This window comes from Microbacterium sp. (assembly GCF_031180975.1).
GTDB lineage: Bacteria > Actinomycetota > Actinomycetes > Actinomycetales > Microbacteriaceae > Microbacterium.
In genome coordinates this window covers 102,191-121,075 of sequence record NZ_JAPSLI010000011.1, presented here as the reverse complement: position 1 = coordinate 121,075, position 18,885 = coordinate 102,191, and the positions used below count along the sequence as shown (strand labels likewise).

Below are 18,885 nucleotides of genomic sequence, written 5' to 3'. Positions count from 1 at the left end.
GGCGGGGTGACCAGGTGCGCCACCTTTGGGGCGGGGTGGATGCCTGGGGCGGGGGTCCCCGGGCCGGGCGGGGCTCGCGCGCGCCTGGGCCGGCGCGCTCTCGGGATGTGGCGCGTGTGGTCGCTTCAGCGCCTGGGTGGCGGCCATCTGCGCCACATGCGTGGGGCGGGGTGACCAGGTGCGCCACCTTTGGGGCGGGGTGGATGCCAGGGGCGGGGGTCCCCGGGCCGGGCGGGGCTCGCGCGCGCCTGGGCCGGCGCGCTCTCGGGATGTGGCGCGAGTGGTCGCTTCAGCGCCTGGGTGGCGGCCATCTGCGCCACATGTGTGGGGCCAGGTGACCACATGCGCCACCTTTGGGGGCGTGCGGGGCGCCGCGGCTCAGATGAGGCGTCGCAGCGCCTCCTCCAGCGAGACGCCCTGCGCGTCGGCGAGATCACGCAGCCGGGCGTGCTCCTCACCCGACAAAGACACGCGCAGTTCAATGGGATCGGATGCCGGAGCGACGCCGTCCAGCACGTCGAGAAGGTCGGACGCCTCCGCCCACAGCGGAGCCGGCTCCGCGTCGCGCCGGGACGCGGCATCCGGCACAGCCGCCGTCGGGCGCGACGCACCGGCGTCGACATCGGCTACAGCGGCGCCCGCGGTCACGGCCATGGCGCCGGCCAGGGTCGCCCCGGCATCCGCCGCGCTGACGAACCCGGGGCCGCGACGCGGCTCCTCGCCGGCCTTGTAGGCGGCCGCGGCGGCGTTCGCCCTGGCATCCGCCGCCTCGTTGAGGGGGTGACCGGCGTGACCCTTCACCCACGAGAACGACACGTCGCGTCCTCGCATGGCCTCGTCGATGCCCTCCAGCAGCTCGCGGTTGAGCACCGGTGCTCCGTCGGCCTTGCGCCATCCGCGACGCTTCCATCCCGGCATCCATTTCGTCACCGAATCGATGACGTAGCGGCTGTCGCACTCGATGACGAGCTTCTCATCGGTGCCGGCGGTCGCGCGCAGCAGTTCCAGCACGGCCTGCAGCTCGCCCTGATTGTTCGTGCCGTGCGGCGACCCGCCCGCGGCCCAGCGGTCGTCGTCGATGTACCAGGCCCAGCCGCACGGGCCGGGGTTGCCGAGGGCGGAGCCGTCTGCGGCCGCGGTGATCGTCATCCCTCCACCGTACGACGCCGCGAGGCACCCGCCGTGCGCTTGGTAACGTCAGGGGGTGACCGGCCTCCTCCTCAAGTACGCGCTCGTGGGCATCATCCTGGTGCTGCTCGTCGCGCTGGTGTGGTGGGGCTGGCGGCATCCGAACCGCGGCAAGAGTCAGCCGAACCGCCTGCGGATGCCGAAGCTCGTCGCCATCGTCGGCTGGGCGCTGCTGGCCGTCGGCTTCCTGCTCGGCCTGATCGCGTTCACGTCGAGATACACCGAGGACCTCGCCGCGATGCGCATCGCGTCGGGAGCCATGGCCGCGGGCGGCATCCTGTTCCTCGTCATGTACCGCAACTGGTACGTCGCGCCAGAGGCGGATGCCGTGCGCTTCCGCACCGTGTTCGGGGTGGAGAAGTCCATCGCGTACAGCGACATCGCCGAGTACCGCACCACGACGTCGCACGGGCAGCCGCGGCTGGTGGTGCGCTCGACCGGTGGCGACACGCTGGCGCTGAACCCGGCGCTCTTCGACGTGGCGCCGTTGCAGGCGGCGATCGCGTTCAAGGAGCGCACCGGTCGGTGGCCGCTGCGCGGCGAAGCGCGCTGAGGCGGGATCCCCGTCGGAGCGACCGGATCAGTAGGTCTCGTCGGGCTCGGGGTCGCCCTCGTCCGCCCCGGGGTCGCCGTCTGTCACGTCAACGGCTTCCGGCGCGGGCGGCGCGACCGGGAACACCATCGTCGAGTACGCGGCGCCGAGCCCCACGTCCAGCAGGTCGAGGGTGGGCGCCTCGTCGAGCCGCTCCGCCTCGCTCACCTCGATCGGCTCGGACGGGAGCCCGGCCCACTGGTTCTGCTCCTCCTCGGGACGCTGCTGGAAAAGACCCATGTGCCCATTCTGCGCCCTCAGAAGTCGGCGATCACCAGCTTCTTCATCGCCATCATCTTCGGGTACGCCCCGGGCCGGCTCATCAGCTCACCCATGTTCTCGGGCACGATCTGCCAGCTCACCCCGTATCGGTCGGCGAGCCACCCGCACTGCTCCGCCTCGGGCACTGCCGACAGGGCGTCCCAGAGCCGGTCGATCTCCTGCTGATCCCGGCAGCGCACCTCGAGCGACACACCGCAGTCGAAGCCGAAGTCGTGCGCCACGCTGGAGTCGATGATGGCGAACCATTGATCGCCGATGCGGAACTCACCGAACATGACGCTTCCCGCCGCCGCGGTGCCGGTCTGCTCCGGGTACTCGATCAGCTGGCCGAGCGCGGCGTCGTCGAAGAGCGACACGTAGAACTCGGCCGCCTCGCGCGCCCTGCCCTGCACGTCGCCCGCGAACATGAGCTGCGGGATCACGAAGGGCCGCGGGTCGCCCTCCGGGTCCGTGAGCATCAGCTGCCAGCTCACGCCGTAGCGATCCTCGATCCAGCCGTAGCGCGGGCTGTACGGATACTCGTCGAGCGGCATGAGCACCGACCCGCCGTCGCCGAGCGCGGCCCAGGCCGCGTCGAGGCTGCGCCGCGCGGCATCCGCGTCTTCGTCGAAGAGGAGCGGGTCGAAGTTGAGCAGGAACGAGATCGAGGGGTTGGGGCGAAACTCCGGGCCGGCGTTGATCAGTGTCATCCGGAAGCCGTCGATCAGCAGGTCCACGGTGAGCGGCGCGCCGGCGAACTCCGCCTGCCAGTCGGGCACCTCGTCGGGGTAACGGGTCACCACGGCGGCGGTGGTGCGCGGGAGAGCGCCGGCGTAGAACGCTCCCGCCTCCTCGGCGTTCTTGTCGAACCAGAGGTTGGGGACGATCTTCTGCGCCATGTGCTGCACTCCTTCGTGTCGGTCGATCTGGTCGTCGTCTGCGGACGCGGGGACGCATCGTGCGCGACCCTGCCGCTCGCTAGCGCGAAGCGGCGCGCTCCCGGACCGCGTCGACGAGCGTCTTCCACGGGCCGTCCAGGGCGGCATCCGGGATCTCGCGCTCGCGACGCGCGTCGGGCAGCTCCGCCCGGATGATCCACACGTAACGGTCGGCGCCCGGCTGCTCCGGCGTCGGCTCGTCCCACGGACAGCGTTCGACGAGCTCGACCCACTCACCGGCCTCGGTCTCGTCGGGGTGCACTTCCCAGCCGCGGCGGATGCCGGCGAAGCCGCCCGTGCGCACGACGACGATCACCAGCTGCCCGCGCTCCTCGGTGGCGTCGCCGGCGTCGGCGTCAGCGTTCTCTGCGTCTCTCGGCATCCTCGATCACCCCGACGGCGGCCCACGCGTCGTGCACCGCCTTCTCCACATCGAAGCCGAGGTCGCCCGCCGCCGCAAGGGTGGCTTGCGCGAAGTCCTCGAAGCCTGCCTCGGCGGACAGTCCGCTGGTCAGCGCTCGGTACCAGATCCGCCCCGCGTCCTCCCAGGCGTTGCCGCCGAGTGAGCGGGCGGTGAGCGCGAAGGCGCGGTTCGGGATGCCGGAGTTGATGTGCACCCCGCCGTTGTCCTCCTGCGTGTCGACGTAGTCGCGCATGTGGGCCGGCTGCGGGTCCTTGCCGAGTTCGTCGTCGTCGTAGGCGGTGCCCGGTTCGAGCATCGAGCGCAGGGCGCGACCCTGCACGGCATCCGTGAAGATGCCCTCACCGATCAACCAGCTGGCCTCGTCGGCGGTCTGGCCGCGCAGGTGCTGCTCGGTGAGCGCGCCGAGCACGTCGGCGATCGACTCGTTCAGTGCACCGGAGTGACCGCGGTACTCGAGGTTCGCGGTGGCCTGGATCACGCCGTGGCCGAGCTCGTGCCCGATCACCGACAGCGACCGGGTGAATCCGCGGAACACCTCGCCGTCACCGTCCCCGAACACCATGCGCGTGCCGTCCCAGAAGGCGTTGTCGTAGTCTTCGCCGTAGTGCACGGTGGCGAGGAGCGGGGCTCCGGCGCCGTCCAGCGAGTTGCGCTCGAACGCCTCCAGCAATAGCTGGAACGTGGCGCCGAGACCGTCGAACGCCTCGTTGACGGTGGTGTCGGCGACGGGCGGGTCGTCCTCTTCGCGCACGATCACACCGGGCAGGCGCTCGGTGTTCTGGGCGTCGTGGATCGTGCGGGTCGGGGCGGCGGTGACCTCGGCGATCAACGCACCCGACTCGTCGATGGAGAGCTCCAGCGTGGAGTGGAAGACGGGCCGGCCGGCGATCAGGGTCTGTCGTGCCGCCTCGGCCGCGTGCGGGAACCGCCCCGACTCGGCCAGCCGCGCCAGCAGATACCCCGGCACGATCCCGTGGACTCGTTCGATCATGTGACCCTCCGTATCTTCCCCTGCCAGCGACGATACGCCCGGGCGGCGACATCCCGTGCGCACCCCGACAGCCCGAGAGGCGTTTGGGGCGGATTCTCGCGTTCGGGGCGGTGAGAACCGCCCCAAAGTCGAGAATCCGCCCCAAACCCGGGATGGATGCCGGGAGGTCGGGAACCCGGGTGGACGTCGGGAACCCGGGTGGACGTCGGGAACCCGGGTGGAGGCGCGTTCGGGGGGGGGTCAGCGCTGCGGGACGGGGGCCCAGGCGTCCGTGCCGACCTGCTTCGGCTGCGCGTCGGAGGAGAACCGGTCGATCTGGAACGACGCCAGCACGGGCGACGGGGTGCCGGTGAGCACCTGCTCGGCCATCAGCTCGCCGAGGATCAGGCCGAGCGTCGCGCCCGAGTGGGTGAACAGCGTGAACAGCCCGTCGATGCCGGGCACCGCGCCGGCCACCGGGTCGCCGTCGCCGGGGATCGGCTTCCACCCGGCGCCCACGCGGCTCGCGGTGAGCACCGGCGCGCCGGCCAGCACCTTCGACGCCTCGTCCAGCAGACCCTGCACCGACTCGTCGGGCACGGTGATCGAGCCGTCGTCGCCGACGACGATGGACTCCTCGGCCCATCCGGCATCCAGTACCAGCCGGCCGTCGGGCGTCGGACGCACCGCCACCCGCGGCGTGTTCAGCACGGTGCGCACGTTCAGCTCCGGCACCGGGTCGGTGAACAGCACGAAGGCCGCGGGGGAGGCGTCCGGAACCGTCACGCCCAGCTCGGCGAGCTGCGCCGGCACGCCGGGGCCGGTGGCGAGCACGACGCGGTCCGCGGCCAGGCGCGAGCCGTCGCCGAGGATCACGCCGGCGACCGTTCCATCCTGCACGTCGACGCGCGCGTCTCCGGCATCCTCGACGATCGTCGCGCCGTTCGCGCGCGCCTCGGCGGCGAGGGCGGCGATCATGTCGGGCAGGTTCACCCAACCCTCACCGGGGTTGTAGATCGCACCCTCGTCGGCGACGGCATCCGGGTTCACGTCGGGCGCGTAGGACGGCACCTGCGCGCGGTCGATCCAGATCGCGTCGTACCCGCCGGCCCGCTCGAACGCGAACGTCTCGCGGAAGCTCTCGTCGGGGCCGGCCCACTTCAGCGCGCCGTCGAAGCGCAGGTAGGCGCCGCTTTCGGGGTGACGGGCCGCCCACGTGCGGTAGCGGTCGATCGCGATCAGACGCAGGTAGTGGTACGCGGCCGACCGGTCGCCGGACGAGTTCAGCCAGGCGATCGAGCGACCTGACGCCCCGTCGGCGAGCTTCCCGGCGGTGACGAGGGTCACCTGCGCGCCGGCGCGCGCCAGGTGCGCGGCCGTGGAGGTGCCGAGGATGCCGCCGCCGATGACGGCGACGTGGGCAGGAGTCTGGTTGCTCATCGTTGTCCTTCGTTCATGGTGGTGAGGTCGTCGGCGCGGTGCAGAGGGGTCTCCTCGTGCAGGCGCTCGATGAGTTCGAGCACGCCGACGGAGTCGGCCGGGTCGACGGGCAGCGGGGAGCCGCCGCGGATGCTGTCGGCGAGGGCGCGGTAGAACGCCCCGTAGTCGCCGCGGACGGTGGGCAGAGGCTCCAGCGACCCTTCGACGCCGAACACGCCCCAGCGCTCCGGCGGCGTGACGCCGTAGTCCTCGTCGGCCGGAGAGGCGCCTGCGCCGAGCGCGGCCTCCTGCCCGTCCAGACCGTGGCTGGTGTAGCCGCTCTGCGAGCCGAGCACGTGGAACCGCGGGCCGAACTGCGGGGCCAGCGAGTTCATCCAGAGGTGCGAGATGGTGCCCGACGTGTGCCGCAGCGCGACGAACGCGTCGTCGTCGGCCACGCCGCCCGGCCGGTTCACAGCGAGCTCGGCGCGCGCTTCGGCGACCGGGCCGAACAGCTGCACGGCCTGGTCGATCAGATGCGTGCCGAGATCGAACAGGATGCCGCCGCCCTGCGCGGCCGTGGCCTCGGCCTTCCAGCTCGCGCGGATCTCGGGCTTGTACCACTCGAACCGCGACTCGAAACGGCGCACCGCGCCGAGGCGGCCGGTCTCGACCAGGTCGCGCACGGTGATGAAGTCGCCGTCCCAGCGCCGGTTCTGGAACACGGTCAGCCGGCGGCCCCGCCGCTCGGCGTGGGCGATCAGTTCGCGGCCCTCGGTCGACGTCACCGTGAACGGCTTGTCGACGACCACGTCCAGACCGGCATCCAGCGCCGCCGTCGCGATGCCGGCGTGAGTGGCGGGCGGCGTGCCGATCACGAGCAGGTCGAGATCTGCGGCGCGCTCCAGCGCCTCCTCGACGGATGCCAGGACGGATGCCGTGGGGTACCGCTTCGCGGCATCCGCCGCCCGCTCCGGGTCGGCCGTGACGATCGCGTCCAGCGAGTATGCCGGGTCGGCGGCGAGGAACGGGCTGTGGAACACCCGCCCCGAGACGCCGAACCCGACCACTGCGGTGCGGATCGGCCGCGATGCGGCACCCGTCATCACAGCACCTCCGAGAGGAAGAGCTTCAGGCGGTCGCTGTGCGGGTCGTCGAAGATCTGGTCGGGGGTGCCGGCCTCGACGACCTTGCCCTCGTCCATGAAGACGACCTGGTCGGCGACCTTGCGGGCGAAGCCCATCTCGTGGGTGACGACGAGCATCGTCATGCCGCGCTGGGCGAGCTCGGCCATCAGATTGAGAACGCCCTTGACGAGCTCGGGGTCGAGGGCGCTGGTGGCCTCGTCGAAGAGCATGACTTCGGGTTCCATTGCGAGGGCGCGGGCGATCGCGACGCGCTGCTGCTGGCCTCCGGAGAGGTCGCGGGGGCGATGGTCGGCGCGTTCGGCAAGGCCGACCTCGGTGAGGCGGGCCAGGGCGATGCGTTCGGCCTCGCCCTTCGGCATCCGCTTGACGTTGCGCAGGGCGAGCGCGACGTTCTGCAGGGCGGTGTGGTCGGGGAAGAGGTTGAAGTGCTGGAACACCAGCCCGACCCGGCGGCGCAGCACGTCGGGCTTGAGCGCGAGGGCGTCGTCGTCGGCGAGCTGGATGCGCCCGGCTTTGGGCTCGTGGAGGCGGTTCACGCCGCGCAGCAGCGTGGACTTGCCGGATCCGGAGGGGCCGATGATGCAGGTGGTGGTGCCGGGTTCGACGTTGATGGTGACGTCGCGGATGACGTCGACGTCGCCGTAGGCCATGACGAGGTTCTCGATGTGCAGCCGGGAGCCCTCGTAGAAGCGTCCGTCGGTGACGGGCTGCGGGGATGTGTAGGTCACGTGTTCTCTCCTCGGGTGAGGGTGGGGCTCAGCGTCTCGGCGACCTCTTCCAGGCCGCTCTTGGGGGCGGTGGCCTTGCGGCGTCCGGTGCGGAACCGGTTGTCGAAGTAGTTCACCAGGTGGGTCAGCGGGACGGTGATGACCAGGTAGAACACGCCGGCGGCGACCAGCGGGGACAGGTTGCCGCTGAGCACCGCGGCGTCCTGGCCGACGCGGAACAGTTCGCGCTCGCTGACCAGCAGGCCCAGGAAGTACACCAGGGAGGAGTCCTTCACGATCGCGATGAACTGGTTCACCAGGGCGGGAAGGACCCGGCGGATGCCCTGCGGGACGACGACCAGGCGCATCGCGGAGCCGTAGGTCATGCCCAGGGCGCGGCAGGCTTCGAGCTGGCCGCGCTCGACCGACTGGATGCCGGCGCGAAAGATCTCGCCGATGTAGGCGCCGGCGATGAGGCTGAGCGCGAGGATGCCGAGCGGGTACGGGGACGGGCCGAAGATCTGCTGGCTCATCCGGGCGAAGCCCTGCCCGATCAGCAGGATGGTGAGGATCGCGGGCAGGCCGCGGAAGATGTCGGTGTAGATGCGGGCGGGCACGCGCAGCCAGGGGGTGTGGGCGACGCCCATGATCGCCAGGATCATGCCGATCACGATGCCCAGCAGCGTGGCGAACACCGAGATGACCAGGGTGTTCACCAGTCCCGTTCCGAGCAGCTGCGGCAGCACCTGCAGCATCGCCTCGAAATCGAAGAACGTTTTGATGATGTTGTCGAGCCAGTCCATGAGGATCTCCCTTCGGGGGTGCGGGCCCCGGCGTCAGCTTCGGCGCGAGCCGGCGTGAGCCGGGCGGGGCAGGATGCCGGAGCGTGAGCCGGATGCCGGGCCGGGGCCCGCACACGACGAGGTGGTTACTCGCCGCCCTCGGTCTGCTCGGCGTCCTCGCCCTGCTCGTCGCTGGGGAGGTACTGCTCGGGCATCGGCGAGCCGGGGAACCACTTCTGGTACAGCTCCTTCCAGGTGCCGTCCTCCATGGCTGCATGCAGGGCCTCGTTCAGGGCCTTCTTGAACTCGTCCTTGCCCTTGGCGATCGCAAAGCCGGCCGGGGCGTCGAACGACGGGATGTCGATCGCGTTCTCCAGCCCGTACTGGGCGGCGTACTCCTTGGCCGCCTCGTAGTCGAGGAAGTGCGCGTCGATGGACCCGCTGTTCACGGCCGAGATGGCGGCGTTGTTGTCGGGGAAGCGCACCAGCTCTGTCTCGGTGAAGTTCTTCACGGCGTAGGCCTCCTGCAGTGTGCCCTGCACGACGCCGAGGCGCTTGCCGGCGAGGCTGTCCTCGTCGGTAATGTCGGAGTCGGGGCTGGCCATCACGGTCAGGTAGCCGGCCAGGTAGCCGTCGCTGAAGTCGACGGTCTGCTTGCGCTCGTCGGTGATGCCGATGGCCGCGACGCCCACGTCGAACTGGCCGTTGGCGACTGCGGCGAGCAGGCCGGAGAAGTCCTGTCCGGTGAAGACGACATCCTCGATGCCGATGCGCTCCGCGACATCGCGGAACAGCTCGACGTCGAAGCCGGTGAACTCGCCGCTCTCGTCGGTGAAGGTGTACGGCTTGGCGTCGCCGAGGCTGGCGACCCGGATCTGACCGGGGGTGATCAGGCCGTACGGGTTGTCGTCGCCGGCCTCGCCGGTCGACTCGGGGCTGCCGCTCTGGCCGCACGCGGTGAGTGCGAGCATTCCGGCGACCGCGGCGGCGACCGCGACGCGGCGGAACGGGAACTTCTTGGCCACGGTGTGGCTCCTCTCTTGGGGGACTGCGTTGTCGGGAGGCTTTCGGAGCCTCATTGGTCTCGTCTAGAATTGAGACCGGTCTCAATCGGGGTTTCCAGGAGAATACATGCGCAGCGCCGACACGTCAATAGGCTGAGTCGGACGAAGACAGAGGAGGCGGTCGGTGGCCGCAGGCAGCGAACAGCGCGAGGACGCGCGGGAGCGGAAGACGGGCGAGGCGGCGGGTCTTGCGGGCGTGGCGCGGCGCGATGCCGTCCGCGAGGCGGTCGGTCTTGTGGGCGAGCCGCGGCGCGAAACCGTCGGTCTTGTGGGCGAGCCGCGGCGTGAGGCAGGTCGCGTGGAGCCGCGGAGGGGCGCGACGGTGGCCGATGTGGCGAGCCGCGCGGGCGTCTCGAAGGCGACCGCGGCGCGTGCGCTCGGCGACTACGGCGCGGTCAGCGCGAAGGTGCGGGAGCGGGTCCGTGCGGCGGCGGAGGAGCTCGGCTACCGGCCGAACGAAGTGGCCCGCAGCATGAGCACCGGCCGGTCGAACACGATCGGGATCATCGTCGGTGACATCGAGAACCCGGCGTTCGCGCAGGCGACGCGCGGAGCAGCGGACGTCGCCGAGGAGGCCGGGTACGACCTGATCCTCTCCAACTCGCGTGAGCATCTCGAGGCCGAGCGCAAGGCGATCGAGGTGCAGCTCGCCAAGCGCGTCGACGGCCTGCTCATCGCGCCGACATCGTCGCTCGTACCTGGCATCTACGGTGGGATCGCCGACGCCGGGCGGCCGGTGGTGTTCTTCGACCGGCTCGTGCACGACTTCGACGCGGATGCCGTGGTCGCCGCGAACCGCGACGGCGCGCGGCGCCTCGCCCAGGTGCTGCTGGACGCCGGGCACCGGCGCATCGCGTACGTGTCCACGCTGGAGGAGCCGGACCCGGTCGGCCCCCGGGCGGTGTGGACCGGCGACACGCTGAGCTTCACCACGGGTCTCGGTTCGTCGGTGATCGACGACCGTGTCGTCGGGTTCGCGTCGGCGCTGCGCGCCGCCGGCATCGCCGATCCGCTGGAGTTCGTGCGCTTCGGCGCCGCGTCGTACGGGATCGGTCGTATGGTGACCGAACTCATCACGGCTGAGAGTGCCGTCACGGCGATCGTGGCGTCCGACAGCGTGATCGCGATCGAGTCGTTCCGCGCGATCCGCGACCTCGGGTTGCGCATCCCCGACGACATCTCGCTGGTCGGCTTCGACAACGCCCCGTGGACCTCGGTCACCGATCCCGGGATCACCGTCATCGCCCAGCCGGAGCGCGAGCTCGGCGCGCTGGCGACCCGGCTGCTCATCGACCGGATCGAGGGCGCCGCGCATCCGGCATCCGTCCACACCCTCCCGCAGGAGCTGATCGAGCGCGGCTCCGTCGCCGCCCCCGCCCGCTGACCCTCTCGTCCGACCCCATCTTCCGGCCCTCATCTTCCGGGTTTGGGGCGGATTCTCGCGTTTGGGGCGGACGGCAACCGCCCCAAACGCGAAAACCCGCCCCAAACGGGACGAGAACGGGGACGGGGTCAGAGGCGGGTCACGTTGGTCACCTGGATGCTGGCCTCGCCCGCGTCGTCGGAGGCGTCGAGGTCGATGGTGGCGGAGATGCCCCAGTCGTGGTGGCCGGCGGGGTCGTCGAGGATCTGGCGGGCGGTCCATACCCGGCCGGCCTGCTCGTGCGGCGCCTCGTCGAGGATCAGGAGCGCCGAGCTCCTGGCATCCGGACCTGTGCGGATCTCGTCGTGCTCGGCGTAGTACGCATCCAGCGCGTCTGCCCAGCCGTCGAACGACGGGTCGAGCTCGGTGAGCGCGTCGAGATCGTCGCGCGCAGCGAGCTGCACCCGGCGGAACAGCTCGTTGCGGACCAGGATGCGGAACGCGCGCACGTTCGTGGTGAGCCGCTTCGGCGCAGGCGGGACGACCGGCTCATCCGTGTGCTTCGACACGTCGATCGCTCCCGAGACAAGCTCTTCCCATTCGTCGAGCAGCGACGAGTCGACCTGACGCACGAGCTCGCCCAGCCACTCGATGAGGTCGCGCAGGTCCTCGGTCTTCAGGTGCTCGGGAATGGTCTGGGACGCCGCGCGGTAAGCATCCGAGAGGTAGCGCAGCACCACTCCCTCGGAACGGGCGACCTTGTAGAAGGCGACATATTCCCCGAACGACATGGCCCTCTCGTACATGTCGCGCACCACCGACTTGGGTCGCAGTTCGAAGTCGCGGATCCACGGCTGGGCGGTGGCGAACACGTCGAACGCAGCGGTGAGCAACTCCTCGAGCGGTTTCGGGTAGCTGATCTGCTCCAGCAACTCCATGCGTTCGTCGTACTCGATGCCCTCGGCCTTCATCGCCGCGACGGCCTCGCCCCTGGCGAGGAACTCCTGCTGGCTGAGGATCGCGCGCGGGTCGTCGAGCGTGGCCTCGATGATCGAGATCGCGTCCAGTGCGAAGGTCGCCGCGGACGGGTCGAGCAGCTCGAACGCCGCCAGCGCGAACGGCGACAGCGGCTGATTGAGCGCGAAGTTCGGCTGGAGGTCGACGGTGAGGCGCACCGTGGGCGTCTCGCCTCCGGCTCGCTCAACGATCGGAAGGCGCTCCACGACGCCGGACTCCACGAGCGTGCGGAAGATCCCGATCGCGCGCAGCGCGAGCAGACGCTGCCGCGTCCGCGGCTCGTGGTTGTCGTATACCAATCGGCGCATATTGCCGAACACGTCCCCGCCGCGAGCGATCACGTTCAGCATCATGGCGCTGGTGATCTGCATGTGCGAGGACAGCGTCTCGGGCTCGGATTCGATCAACTTGTTGAACGACGGTTCGCCCCACGACACGAACCCGTCGGGCGCCTTCTTGCGGATGATCTTCCGCTTCTTCTTCGGGTCGTCGCCCGCCTTGCGGATGGCGGCGAGGTTCTCGGTCTCGTGCTCCGGCGCCTGGGCGACCACCGTGCCGGCCGTGTCGAAGCCGGCGCGCCCCGCGCGGCCGGCGATCTGGTGGAACTCGCGCGCGTTCAGCTGCCGCATCCGGGTGCCGTCGAACTTGGTCAGCGCGGTCAGCAGCACCGTGCGGATCGGCACGTTGATGCCCACGCCGAGCGTGTCGGTGCCGCAGATGACCCGCAGCTTCCCGCGCTGCGCGAGCTGCTCGACCAGCCGGCGGTACTTCGGCAGCATGCCGGCGTGGTGCACGCCGATGCCGAGCCGCAGCAGCCGCGACAGCGTCCGCCCGAACGCGGTGGTGAAGCGGAATCCGCCGATGAGCTCGGCGATCTCGTCGCGCTGCTCGCGGGTGGCGACCTTCGCGCTGGTGAGCGCTTGCGCCCGCTCCATGGCGGCGGCCTGGGAGAAGTGCACGATGTACACCGGCGCCTGTCCCGTCGACAGCAACTCGTCGATCGTCTCGTGGATCGGCGTCGTCGCGTAGTAGTAGTGCAAAGGCACCGGACGCTCGACGCCCGTGACCGTCGCCGTCTCGCGTCCCGTCCGGCGGGTGAGGTCGGCGGCCAGCGCCGTCACGTCGCCGAGCGTGGCGGACATCAGCACGAACTGCGCCTGGGGCAGCTCCAGCAGCGGAACCTGCCAGGCCCAGCCGCGGTCCGGATCGCCGTAGAAGTGGAACTCGTCCATCACGACCTGGCCGACGTCGGCATCCGCCCCCTCTCGCAGGGCGAGGTTCGCGAGGATCTCGGCGGTGCAGCACACGATGGGCGCGTCCGGGTTCACGGCCGAGTCGCGGGTGACCATCCCGACGCTCTCCGGGCCGAACACGTCGACCAGCGCGAAGAACTTCTCGCTGACCAGCGCCTTGATCGGGGCGGTGTAGTAGCTGCGCCGGCCTTCCGCGACGGCGGCGAAATGCGCTCCGACCGCGACCAGCGACTTGCCCGTGCCGGTGGGCGTGCTGAGGATCAGGTTCTGCCCCGAGACGATCTCGATGACCGCCTCGTCCTGCGCCGGATAGAGGCGGATGCCGGTGGACTCGGCCCACTCCACGAACGCCGCGTAGACGGCATCCGGGTCGGCGCCGCGGAGGAGGGAGGGGTCGAGGCGCGCTGTCATGGTGGTTCGATCCTCTCGCATCGCGCGGCGCGTTGCGCGCGGGGCGCCGGTTCACAGACCGGCAGGAGCCTGCGGCACCTCGACCCGGGCGAGCCGGACCGGGTCGGCGAGCACCTCGAGGCCGGTGATCCGCTCGTCGTCCACACGGAACCGCATGAGCGAGACCACGCGACCGTGGAGCACCGCGGCGACGCCCGGCTCGCCGTCGATGAGCACCGGGGTGGAGTGGGCAGCGAGGCGCGCGGCCAACGTCGCCTTCGCCGCGATCTCACCGGCGCCCGTGACCGTCTCGTGTCCGGTGCCGTAGTCGGCGTGCAGCACCGCGTCCTCGTCGAGCAGCCCGAGGAGAGCGTCGAAGTCGCCCTCCTGCGCCGCGGTCAGCCACGCCTCGACGAGGGCGCGGCCGCGCCGACGATCGGCGCGCGCTGGGACGGATGCCTCCCGCAGGCGCCGCCGGGCGCGCGAGGCCAGCTGTCGTGCGGCCGCCGTCGTCTTGCCGAGCGCGCGGGCGACGTCCTCGAACGGCTCGCCGAAGACGTCGTGCAGCACGAACGCGATGCGCTCGGCGGGGCTCAGCGCATCGAGCAGCACGAGCAGGGCGACGTTGACACTGTCGGACCGCGAGACCAGGTCGGCGGGTTCGGGGGTGGCGTCGGCGGGTTCGTCGCGCCACGCCTCCACCTGCCAGGAGCTCTCCCGTGCGCGGCGGGGCGCCCGCAGCATGTCCAGACTCACGCGCGACACGACGGTCGTGCACCACGCATCCAGATTGCGGATGCTGTCGGCATCCGCCGATGCCAGCCGCAGCCAGGTCTCCTGCACCGCGTCCTCGGCATCCGCCGCCGAGCCGAGCAGGCGCATGGCGATCGCCACCAGCCGCGGCCTGGCGCATTCGAACCGTTCGGCGAGTTCGCGCTGGTCCATGTCACATCTTCCCTTCGTCGATCGTCATGATCTCGACGGCCGGCCGGGCCGGAATGTGACCGGCCGGGGCACGACGAAAGGACATGATGATGAACACTCCCATTCTGGTCACCGGCGGAACCGGCACCATCGGGCGGCACGTGGTGCGGCTGCTCGGCGAGGCGGGGCGCGACGTGCGCGTGCTCACCCGGCATCCGCGTGCGTCGACCGTCGGCGTGCAGCACGTGGCGGGCGACACCGTGCGGGGGACGGGACTGGCCGAGGCGCTCGCCGGGGTGGAGACCGTGCTGCACCTCGCCGGTGGGGCGAAGGGCGACGACGTCGCCGCGGGCAATCTGGTCCGGGCGGCGCGAGAGGCCGGAGCGCGGCACCTGGTGCTGATCTCGGTGATCGGCGCGGGCGAGATGCCGATCGGGTACTTCCGCATGAAGCGCGCCGCCGAGCAGGAGTTCGAGCGCAGCGGCATCCCGTTCAGCATCCTGCGGGTGGCGCAGCTGCACGACTTCGTCCTGCCAGTGGCGCGGACGATGGCGCGGATGCCGTTGGCCCCCGCCCCGCGCGGCCTGCGCTTCGAGCCGGTGAGCGTGGAGGAGGTCGCGGCACGGCTCGTCGAGGTGGCGCTCGGTGAGCCGGCGGGCCGGGTGCCGGACCTCGCGGGCCCCGAGGTTCTCGACATCGCGGAGCTGATCCGCACGTTCGCCGAGGCGCAGGGCCGGCGTCGGCGGTTGGTGCGTTTCGCGATTCCCGGGGCTGTCGGACGGGCCTACCGAGCGGGCGCCAACCTCGCCGGGCCCGCAGCCCTGCGGGGCCGGCGCACGTGGCGGGAGTTCCTCGCGGAGCGTGACGGGGCGCGCGACAGGGCCGCGGCCCGGGGGTGACGGCGGTGCGGCGTTCACAACTCAGGAACGAAGCCGCGTGGCGACGATCACATCGCCGCCGGCGGGCCCGAACCCGGCGAGTTCTCCTGAATTGTGAACACCGGCCCGGGCGCTCTCACTCCTCCCGGAGCCGAACGATGAGGTCCGCGCGCGGAGCCGTCGCGTTGATGAGGTCGGCGTTGCGCTGATCGCTGCCGAGCGACCGCTCGGTCGCCTCCTCGCGCGAACGCCCGAACCGCTCGTGCCGTGCGATCAGCCGCTCCAGGCGCTGCTCCTCGGGTGGCGCGAGGAACCACACCTCGTCGATCAGCTCGCGCACCTGCTGCCAGGGGGACCGGTCCAGCAGCAGATAGTTCCCCTCCGTGACCACCAGTGGCGTGGACGGGTGAACGGGGATCGCCGAGCCGACCGGCTCCTCGAGGTCGCGCCGGAACATGGGGGCGTAGATGATGTCGTCCTCGCCCGCCGCCACGCGCTGCTGCTGTTCACAGATGCGGCGCATCAGGGCGGCGTAGCCGAACCCGTCGAACGTGTCGTGCGCGCCCTTGCGCGCGTGCACACCCAGGCTGTGCAGCACGGCGTCCGCGAGGTGAAAGCCATCCATCGGCACCAGCACCGCGGTCTCGGGCCCGAGCGCATTGACGAGGCGTTCGGCGAGCGTCGACTTCCCGGCGCCCGGGGCGCCGGTGATGCCCAGCACTCGGCGCCCGCCCCGCGCCGCGAGCCGTTGTGCGCGCTCCACGAGCTGCGTGAACGTAAGCGTGTCGGACAGTGAAGCGGTCACCGGTCTCCTCGATTCGGGTCCAGGGGGATTGCCGCGACGGCGTCGAGCCAACTGCGCGGTCCGATCATGCCGCATCGCGTCGCCGCGACCGAGCCGGCGAAGGCGATGCGCGTCTTCAGGTCGGCACCGCGTGCGAGCGCGAACGCATAGGCGCCGTGAAACACGTCGCCCGCCGCCAGCGTGTCAACGGCATGCACTTGCGGAACCTCGACCGTCCCGGCCTGCCCCTCGCTCCACCATCGGACGGGATCGGCGCCGGCCGTGGCGACGACCGCCGGGATCCCCTGTGACACCAGCTGCGCGGCGGTCGCGGCGGCGTCGTCCGCGTCCGGCATCCGGAAGTCTGCCGACATCACTACGTCGGTGGCGCGAGGGAGCAGAGTGGCGAACGCCGGCTTCCAGCGGCCGGCATCCATCACGATGGGCAGGCGTCGCGCGACGGCAGCCTCGGCGGCGGCTGCCGCCACCTCGGGATGATGACCGTCGAGAAGCAGCACCACGGAATCCTGCAGCGCGGCCTCCAGCATCTGCGTCGATGGGGCCGGGACGACCAGGCCCGCCGCGTCACCGCCGATGACCGCGCGGTCTCCGCTCTCCTCGCTGACCGCGATGGACGAGACCGGAGCGGGGGCGTCGAGGTCGGGCATGACGTCGATCACCTCCACCCGCACCGATTCCAGCTCGGCGGCGATGAGCCGTGCGACAGGGCTGCGGCCGAGCGCCGTGATGAGCGTCGCCCGCCCTCCCAACGCGGCGAACGTGACCGCTGCGTTGGCCGCGGGTCCACCCGCCGCCACGAACTGCATGCGCGCCGTGATCTTCTCGTTGCGGGCGGGCGGGGCGATCACCCTGTGCACGATGTCGAGGGTGGCCAGCCCCGCGAACACGCCGCGGGGCCGGCTGTCACTCACCGCCGGCCGCCTCGATGTCTGTGGGTCGCTCCGCACCGGTCATGAGCGCGACGACTTCGGACATGCTGCGCTGCTTCGGGTCCACGACGGCGGCGCGGCGTCCGAGCCGGTGGACGTGGATGCGGTCGGCCACCTCGAACACGTGCGGCATGTCGTGACTGATCAGTACCACGGGGATCCCGCGGTCGCGGATCGACTTGATGAGCTCGATCACCTGCCCCGATTCCCGCACGCCGAGTGCAGCGGTGGGCTCGTCCATGATGATGACCCCGCGGCCGAAAGCGGCGGCGCGCGACACGGCCACGCCCTGGCGCTGCCCGCCCGAGAGCGTCTCGACCGCCTGGGTCACCGACTTGATGCCGATCTTGAGGTCGTCGAGGTGCTTCGCGGCCTCGGCGCGCATCGCAGGCATGTCGAGGCGGCGGAACACCGACCCCATGATCCCCTTGCGGCGGATCTCGCGACCCAGGTACAGGTTCGACGCGATGTCGAGGGCCGGGATCACCGCGAGGTCCTGATACACCGTCTCGATGCCGTGCGCGCGGGCGTCGCCGGTGCTGCGGAAGTGCACGAGCTCGCCGTTCATCCGGATCTCGCCCTCGTCGGGCACCACCGCCCCGGCGAGAGCCTTGATGAGACTCGACTTGCCCGCACCGTTGTCTCCGATGACCGCGAGCACCTCGCCCTGGCGCAGATCGAAGTCCGCGCCGTTGATCGCGGTGACGCTGCCGTATCGCTTCACCAGCCCGCGCGCCTGCAGGGCGAGGGTCTGCGTTTTCAGATCAGTCATGATCTCTGCTCCTCCTAGCGCGAGCTGCGTCGCCGCATGAACTGGTCGACGGCGACGGCGACGATCACCAGGATGCCGGTCGCGACGTTCTGGTACAGGTTGTCGACGCCGGCGAGCGTGAGCCCGTTGCGCAGGACACCCACGATGAGGGTTCCGATCAGCGTGCCGAGCACACCGCCGCGGCCGCCGAAGAGGCTGGTGCCGCCGATGACCACCGCGGTGATCGTCTCGAGGTTGGCGTTCTGGTAGGCGTTCGGGTCGGCGTTGGGGATCCGTCCGAGTGCGGCCCAGGCCGCGATCATCGCGATGACCCCGGCCACGATGTACACCGACAGGATGGTTCGGTTCGTCTTGACCCCCGACAGCAGTGCGGCGTTCGGGTTCCCGCCTACGGCGTACACGTGGCGTCCCCACGCGGTCTGGGTGAGCGCATACCCGACCACGATGTAGACCAGCAGCATCGCGATCACACCGTAGGTGGTGATGAAGCCGCCCAGATTCACCGTCGTGCCCAGGAAGGTCAGCAGCGGGTCGCTGACCGGGAAGGTCTGCGAACCGGCGAACAGTCGGGTGGCGGCGACGATCGCGGTGAACGTGCCGAGGGTAACGATGAAGGGTGGCAGGCGCAGCCCGGTGACCAGCCCGCCGTTCAGGGAGCCCAGGGCGACGCAGACGAACAGGGTGAACAGGAGGGCGACCGGCGCGCCGACGGACCCGGCGGCCTGTGCCAGCACGATGGTGCCGAGCACGGCGATCGCTCCGATGGAGAGGTCGATGCCGGCCGTGAGGATGATCAGCGTCTGCGCGACGGCAAGGATGCCGATCACGACCGACTGCTGGAGGATCAGCGACAGGTTGCCCGGCGCGAGGAATCGCGGACTGATCGCCGTGAAGACGATGATCGCCAGAAGCAGCGCGATGGTGGAGCCGAACAGCGGCGCCTGCAGGATGCGGGACAGCCCTGGTCGTGCCGAGTGCGAGACGGTCGACGCCGCCATGGTGGGTGTGTTCGTCATGAGTTTCGTCCTTCTGCCGGGAGTGGGCCGCCCCGCAGAGCGACC

At 70.8% G+C, this 18,885-nt stretch carries 19 protein-coding genes; 3 read left to right on the top strand and 16 right to left on the bottom strand.

Annotation, left to right across the window (positions count from 1 at the left end):
- Window positions 1–378: 378 nt before the first annotated feature.
- Window positions 379–1,149, bottom strand: coding sequence for a ribonuclease H family protein (locus RIF65_RS14230; RefSeq protein ID WP_309064885.1), 771 nt, complete (start codon window positions 1,147–1,149; stop codon window positions 379–381).
- A 55-nt stretch (window positions 1,150–1,204) separates the two neighbouring features.
- On the opposite strand from RIF65_RS14230, the gene RIF65_RS14225 reads away from it, so the two are divergent.
- Entirely contained in the window at window positions 1,205–1,741 is a 537-nt protein-coding gene (locus RIF65_RS14225; protein WP_309064884.1) for a hypothetical protein, read from the top strand.
- A gap of 27 nt (window positions 1,742–1,768) precedes the next feature.
- On the opposite strand, the gene RIF65_RS14220 is transcribed toward RIF65_RS14225, so the two are convergent.
- From RIF65_RS14220 to RIF65_RS14180, 9 genes are all read right to left on the bottom strand, one after another.
- Entirely contained in the window at window positions 1,769–2,020 is a 252-nt protein-coding gene (locus RIF65_RS14220) for a hypothetical protein (protein ID WP_309064883.1), read from the bottom strand.
- A gap of 17 nt (window positions 2,021–2,037) precedes the next feature.
- A complete protein-coding gene (locus tag RIF65_RS14215; protein ID WP_309064882.1) occupies window positions 2,038–2,940 on the bottom strand; it encodes a VOC family protein in 903 nt (300 codons plus the stop codon).
- Between the two features lie 79 nt (window positions 2,941–3,019).
- Window positions 3,020–3,361 (bottom strand): protealysin inhibitor emfourin, encoded by a 342-nt coding sequence (locus RIF65_RS14210; RefSeq protein ID WP_309064881.1) that lies wholly within the window; start codon window positions 3,359–3,361, stop codon window positions 3,020–3,022.
- Window positions 3,336–4,394, bottom strand: a complete 1,059-nt coding sequence (locus RIF65_RS14205; RefSeq protein ID WP_309064880.1) for a M4 family metallopeptidase — start codon at window positions 4,392–4,394, stop codon at window positions 3,336–3,338. The genes RIF65_RS14210 and RIF65_RS14205 overlap by 26 nt, the downstream gene beginning before the upstream one ends.
- Window positions 4,395–4,634: 240 nt before the next feature.
- On the bottom strand, window positions 4,635–5,813 hold the full coding sequence (locus RIF65_RS14200) for an NAD(P)/FAD-dependent oxidoreductase (protein WP_309064879.1): 1,179 nt from the start codon (window positions 5,811–5,813) through the stop codon (window positions 4,635–4,637).
- The gene (locus RIF65_RS14195; RefSeq protein ID WP_309064878.1) at window positions 5,810–6,898 is read right to left on the bottom strand and encodes a Gfo/Idh/MocA family protein; all 1,089 of its coding nucleotides are present in this window, start codon (window positions 6,896–6,898) and stop codon (window positions 5,810–5,812) included. The genes RIF65_RS14200 and RIF65_RS14195 overlap by 4 nt, the downstream gene beginning before the upstream one ends.
- The gene (locus tag RIF65_RS14190) at window positions 6,898–7,668 is read right to left on the bottom strand and encodes an amino acid ABC transporter ATP-binding protein (protein WP_309064877.1); all 771 of its coding nucleotides are present in this window, start codon (window positions 7,666–7,668) and stop codon (window positions 6,898–6,900) included. The genes RIF65_RS14195 and RIF65_RS14190 overlap by 1 nt, the downstream gene beginning before the upstream one ends.
- Window positions 7,665–8,450: an amino acid ABC transporter permease gene (locus RIF65_RS14185; RefSeq protein ID WP_309064876.1), complete on the bottom strand. Its 786-nt coding sequence runs from the start codon at window positions 8,448–8,450 to the stop codon at window positions 7,665–7,667. The genes RIF65_RS14190 and RIF65_RS14185 overlap by 4 nt, the downstream gene beginning before the upstream one ends.
- A gap of 125 nt (window positions 8,451–8,575) precedes the next feature.
- The gene (locus RIF65_RS14180) at window positions 8,576–9,400 is read right to left on the bottom strand and encodes an ABC transporter substrate-binding protein (protein WP_309065028.1); all 825 of its coding nucleotides are present in this window, start codon (window positions 9,398–9,400) and stop codon (window positions 8,576–8,578) included.
- Between the two features lie 217 nt (window positions 9,401–9,617).
- Here RIF65_RS14180 and RIF65_RS14175 point away from each other — a divergent pair, with 217 nt between their 5' ends.
- A complete protein-coding gene (locus RIF65_RS14175; protein WP_309064875.1) occupies window positions 9,618–10,877 on the top strand; it encodes a LacI family DNA-binding transcriptional regulator in 1,260 nt (419 codons plus the stop codon).
- A 128-nt stretch (window positions 10,878–11,005) separates the two neighbouring features.
- Here RIF65_RS14175 and RIF65_RS14170 read toward each other — a convergent pair whose 3' ends face one another.
- Complete coding sequence (locus tag RIF65_RS14170; RefSeq protein ID WP_309064874.1) at window positions 11,006–13,537, bottom strand: DEAD/DEAH box helicase; 2,532 nt, start codon at window positions 13,535–13,537, stop codon at window positions 11,006–11,008.
- A gap of 51 nt (window positions 13,538–13,588) precedes the next feature.
- Window positions 13,589–14,461 carry a sigma-70 family RNA polymerase sigma factor gene (locus RIF65_RS14165; RefSeq protein ID WP_309064873.1) on the bottom strand — a complete coding sequence of 291 codons (873 nt, stop codon included), beginning with the start codon at window positions 14,459–14,461 and terminating at the stop codon, window positions 13,589–13,591.
- A gap of 89 nt (window positions 14,462–14,550) precedes the next feature.
- Between RIF65_RS14165 and RIF65_RS14160 the strand changes: the two genes are divergently transcribed.
- A complete protein-coding gene (locus tag RIF65_RS14160) occupies window positions 14,551–15,339 on the top strand; it encodes an SDR family oxidoreductase (RefSeq protein WP_309064872.1) in 789 nt (262 codons plus the stop codon).
- A gap of 115 nt (window positions 15,340–15,454) precedes the next feature.
- Here RIF65_RS14160 and RIF65_RS14155 read toward each other — a convergent pair whose 3' ends face one another.
- Genes RIF65_RS14155 through RIF65_RS14140 form a run of 4 tightly spaced genes read right to left on the bottom strand, consistent with a single transcriptional unit; the run spans window position 15,455 to window position 18,840 of the window.
- Window positions 15,455–16,123: a nucleoside/nucleotide kinase family protein gene (locus RIF65_RS14155; protein ID WP_309064871.1), complete on the bottom strand. Its 669-nt coding sequence runs from the start codon at window positions 16,121–16,123 to the stop codon at window positions 15,455–15,457.
- Window positions 16,120–17,034, bottom strand: coding sequence for a PfkB family carbohydrate kinase (locus RIF65_RS14150; RefSeq protein ID WP_309064870.1), 915 nt, complete (start codon window positions 17,032–17,034; stop codon window positions 16,120–16,122). Before RIF65_RS14150 ends, RIF65_RS14155 begins: the two co-directional genes overlap by 4 nt.
- Window positions 17,027–17,824 carry an ATP-binding cassette domain-containing protein gene (locus RIF65_RS14145; RefSeq protein WP_309064869.1) on the bottom strand — a complete coding sequence of 266 codons (798 nt, stop codon included), beginning with the start codon at window positions 17,822–17,824 and terminating at the stop codon, window positions 17,027–17,029. Before RIF65_RS14145 ends, RIF65_RS14150 begins: the two co-directional genes overlap by 8 nt.
- A 14-nt stretch (window positions 17,825–17,838) precedes the next feature.
- Window positions 17,839–18,840 carry an ABC transporter permease gene (locus tag RIF65_RS14140; protein ID WP_309064868.1) on the bottom strand — a complete coding sequence of 334 codons (1,002 nt, stop codon included), beginning with the start codon at window positions 18,838–18,840 and terminating at the stop codon, window positions 17,839–17,841.
- Between the last annotated feature and the right edge of the window lie 45 nt (window positions 18,841–18,885).

Coding starts and splice junctions, on each gene's coding strand:
- RIF65_RS14200 (WP_309064879.1), bottom strand. CDS start 5,813: ATGAGCAACCAGACTCCTGCCCACGTCGCCGTCATCGGCGGCGGCATC.
- RIF65_RS14205 (WP_309064880.1), bottom strand. CDS start 4,394: ATGATCGAACGAGTCCACGGGATCGTGCCGGGGTATCTGCTGGCGCGG.
- RIF65_RS14220 (WP_309064883.1), bottom strand. CDS start 2,020: ATGGGTCTTTTCCAGCAGCGTCCCGAGGAGGAGCAGAACCAGTGGGCC.
- RIF65_RS14185 (WP_309064876.1), bottom strand. CDS start 8,450: ATGGACTGGCTCGACAACATCATCAAAACGTTCTTCGATTTCGAGGCG.
- RIF65_RS14195 (WP_309064878.1), bottom strand. CDS start 6,898: ATGACGGGTGCCGCATCGCGGCCGATCCGCACCGCAGTGGTCGGGTTC.
- RIF65_RS14165 (WP_309064873.1), bottom strand. CDS start 14,461: ATGGACCAGCGCGAACTCGCCGAACGGTTCGAATGCGCCAGGCCGCGG.
- RIF65_RS14140 (WP_309064868.1), bottom strand. CDS start 18,840: ATGACGAACACACCCACCATGGCGGCGTCGACCGTCTCGCACTCGGCA.
- RIF65_RS14170 (WP_309064874.1), bottom strand. CDS start 13,537: ATGACAGCGCGCCTCGACCCCTCCCTCCTCCGCGGCGCCGACCCGGAT.
- RIF65_RS14210 (WP_309064881.1), bottom strand. CDS start 3,361: ATGCCGAGAGACGCAGAGAACGCTGACGCCGACGCCGGCGACGCCACC.
- RIF65_RS14160 (WP_309064872.1), top strand. CDS start 14,551: ATGAACACTCCCATTCTGGTCACCGGCGGAACCGGCACCATCGGGCGG.
- RIF65_RS14215 (WP_309064882.1), bottom strand. CDS start 2,940: ATGGCGCAGAAGATCGTCCCCAACCTCTGGTTCGACAAGAACGCCGAG.
- RIF65_RS14145 (WP_309064869.1), bottom strand. CDS start 17,824: ATGACTGATCTGAAAACGCAGACCCTCGCCCTGCAGGCGCGCGGGCTG.
- RIF65_RS14180 (WP_309065028.1), bottom strand. CDS start 9,400: ATGCTCGCACTCACCGCGTGCGGCCAGAGCGGCAGCCCCGAGTCGACC.
- RIF65_RS14230 (WP_309064885.1), bottom strand. CDS start 1,149: ATGACGATCACCGCGGCCGCAGACGGCTCCGCCCTCGGCAACCCCGGC.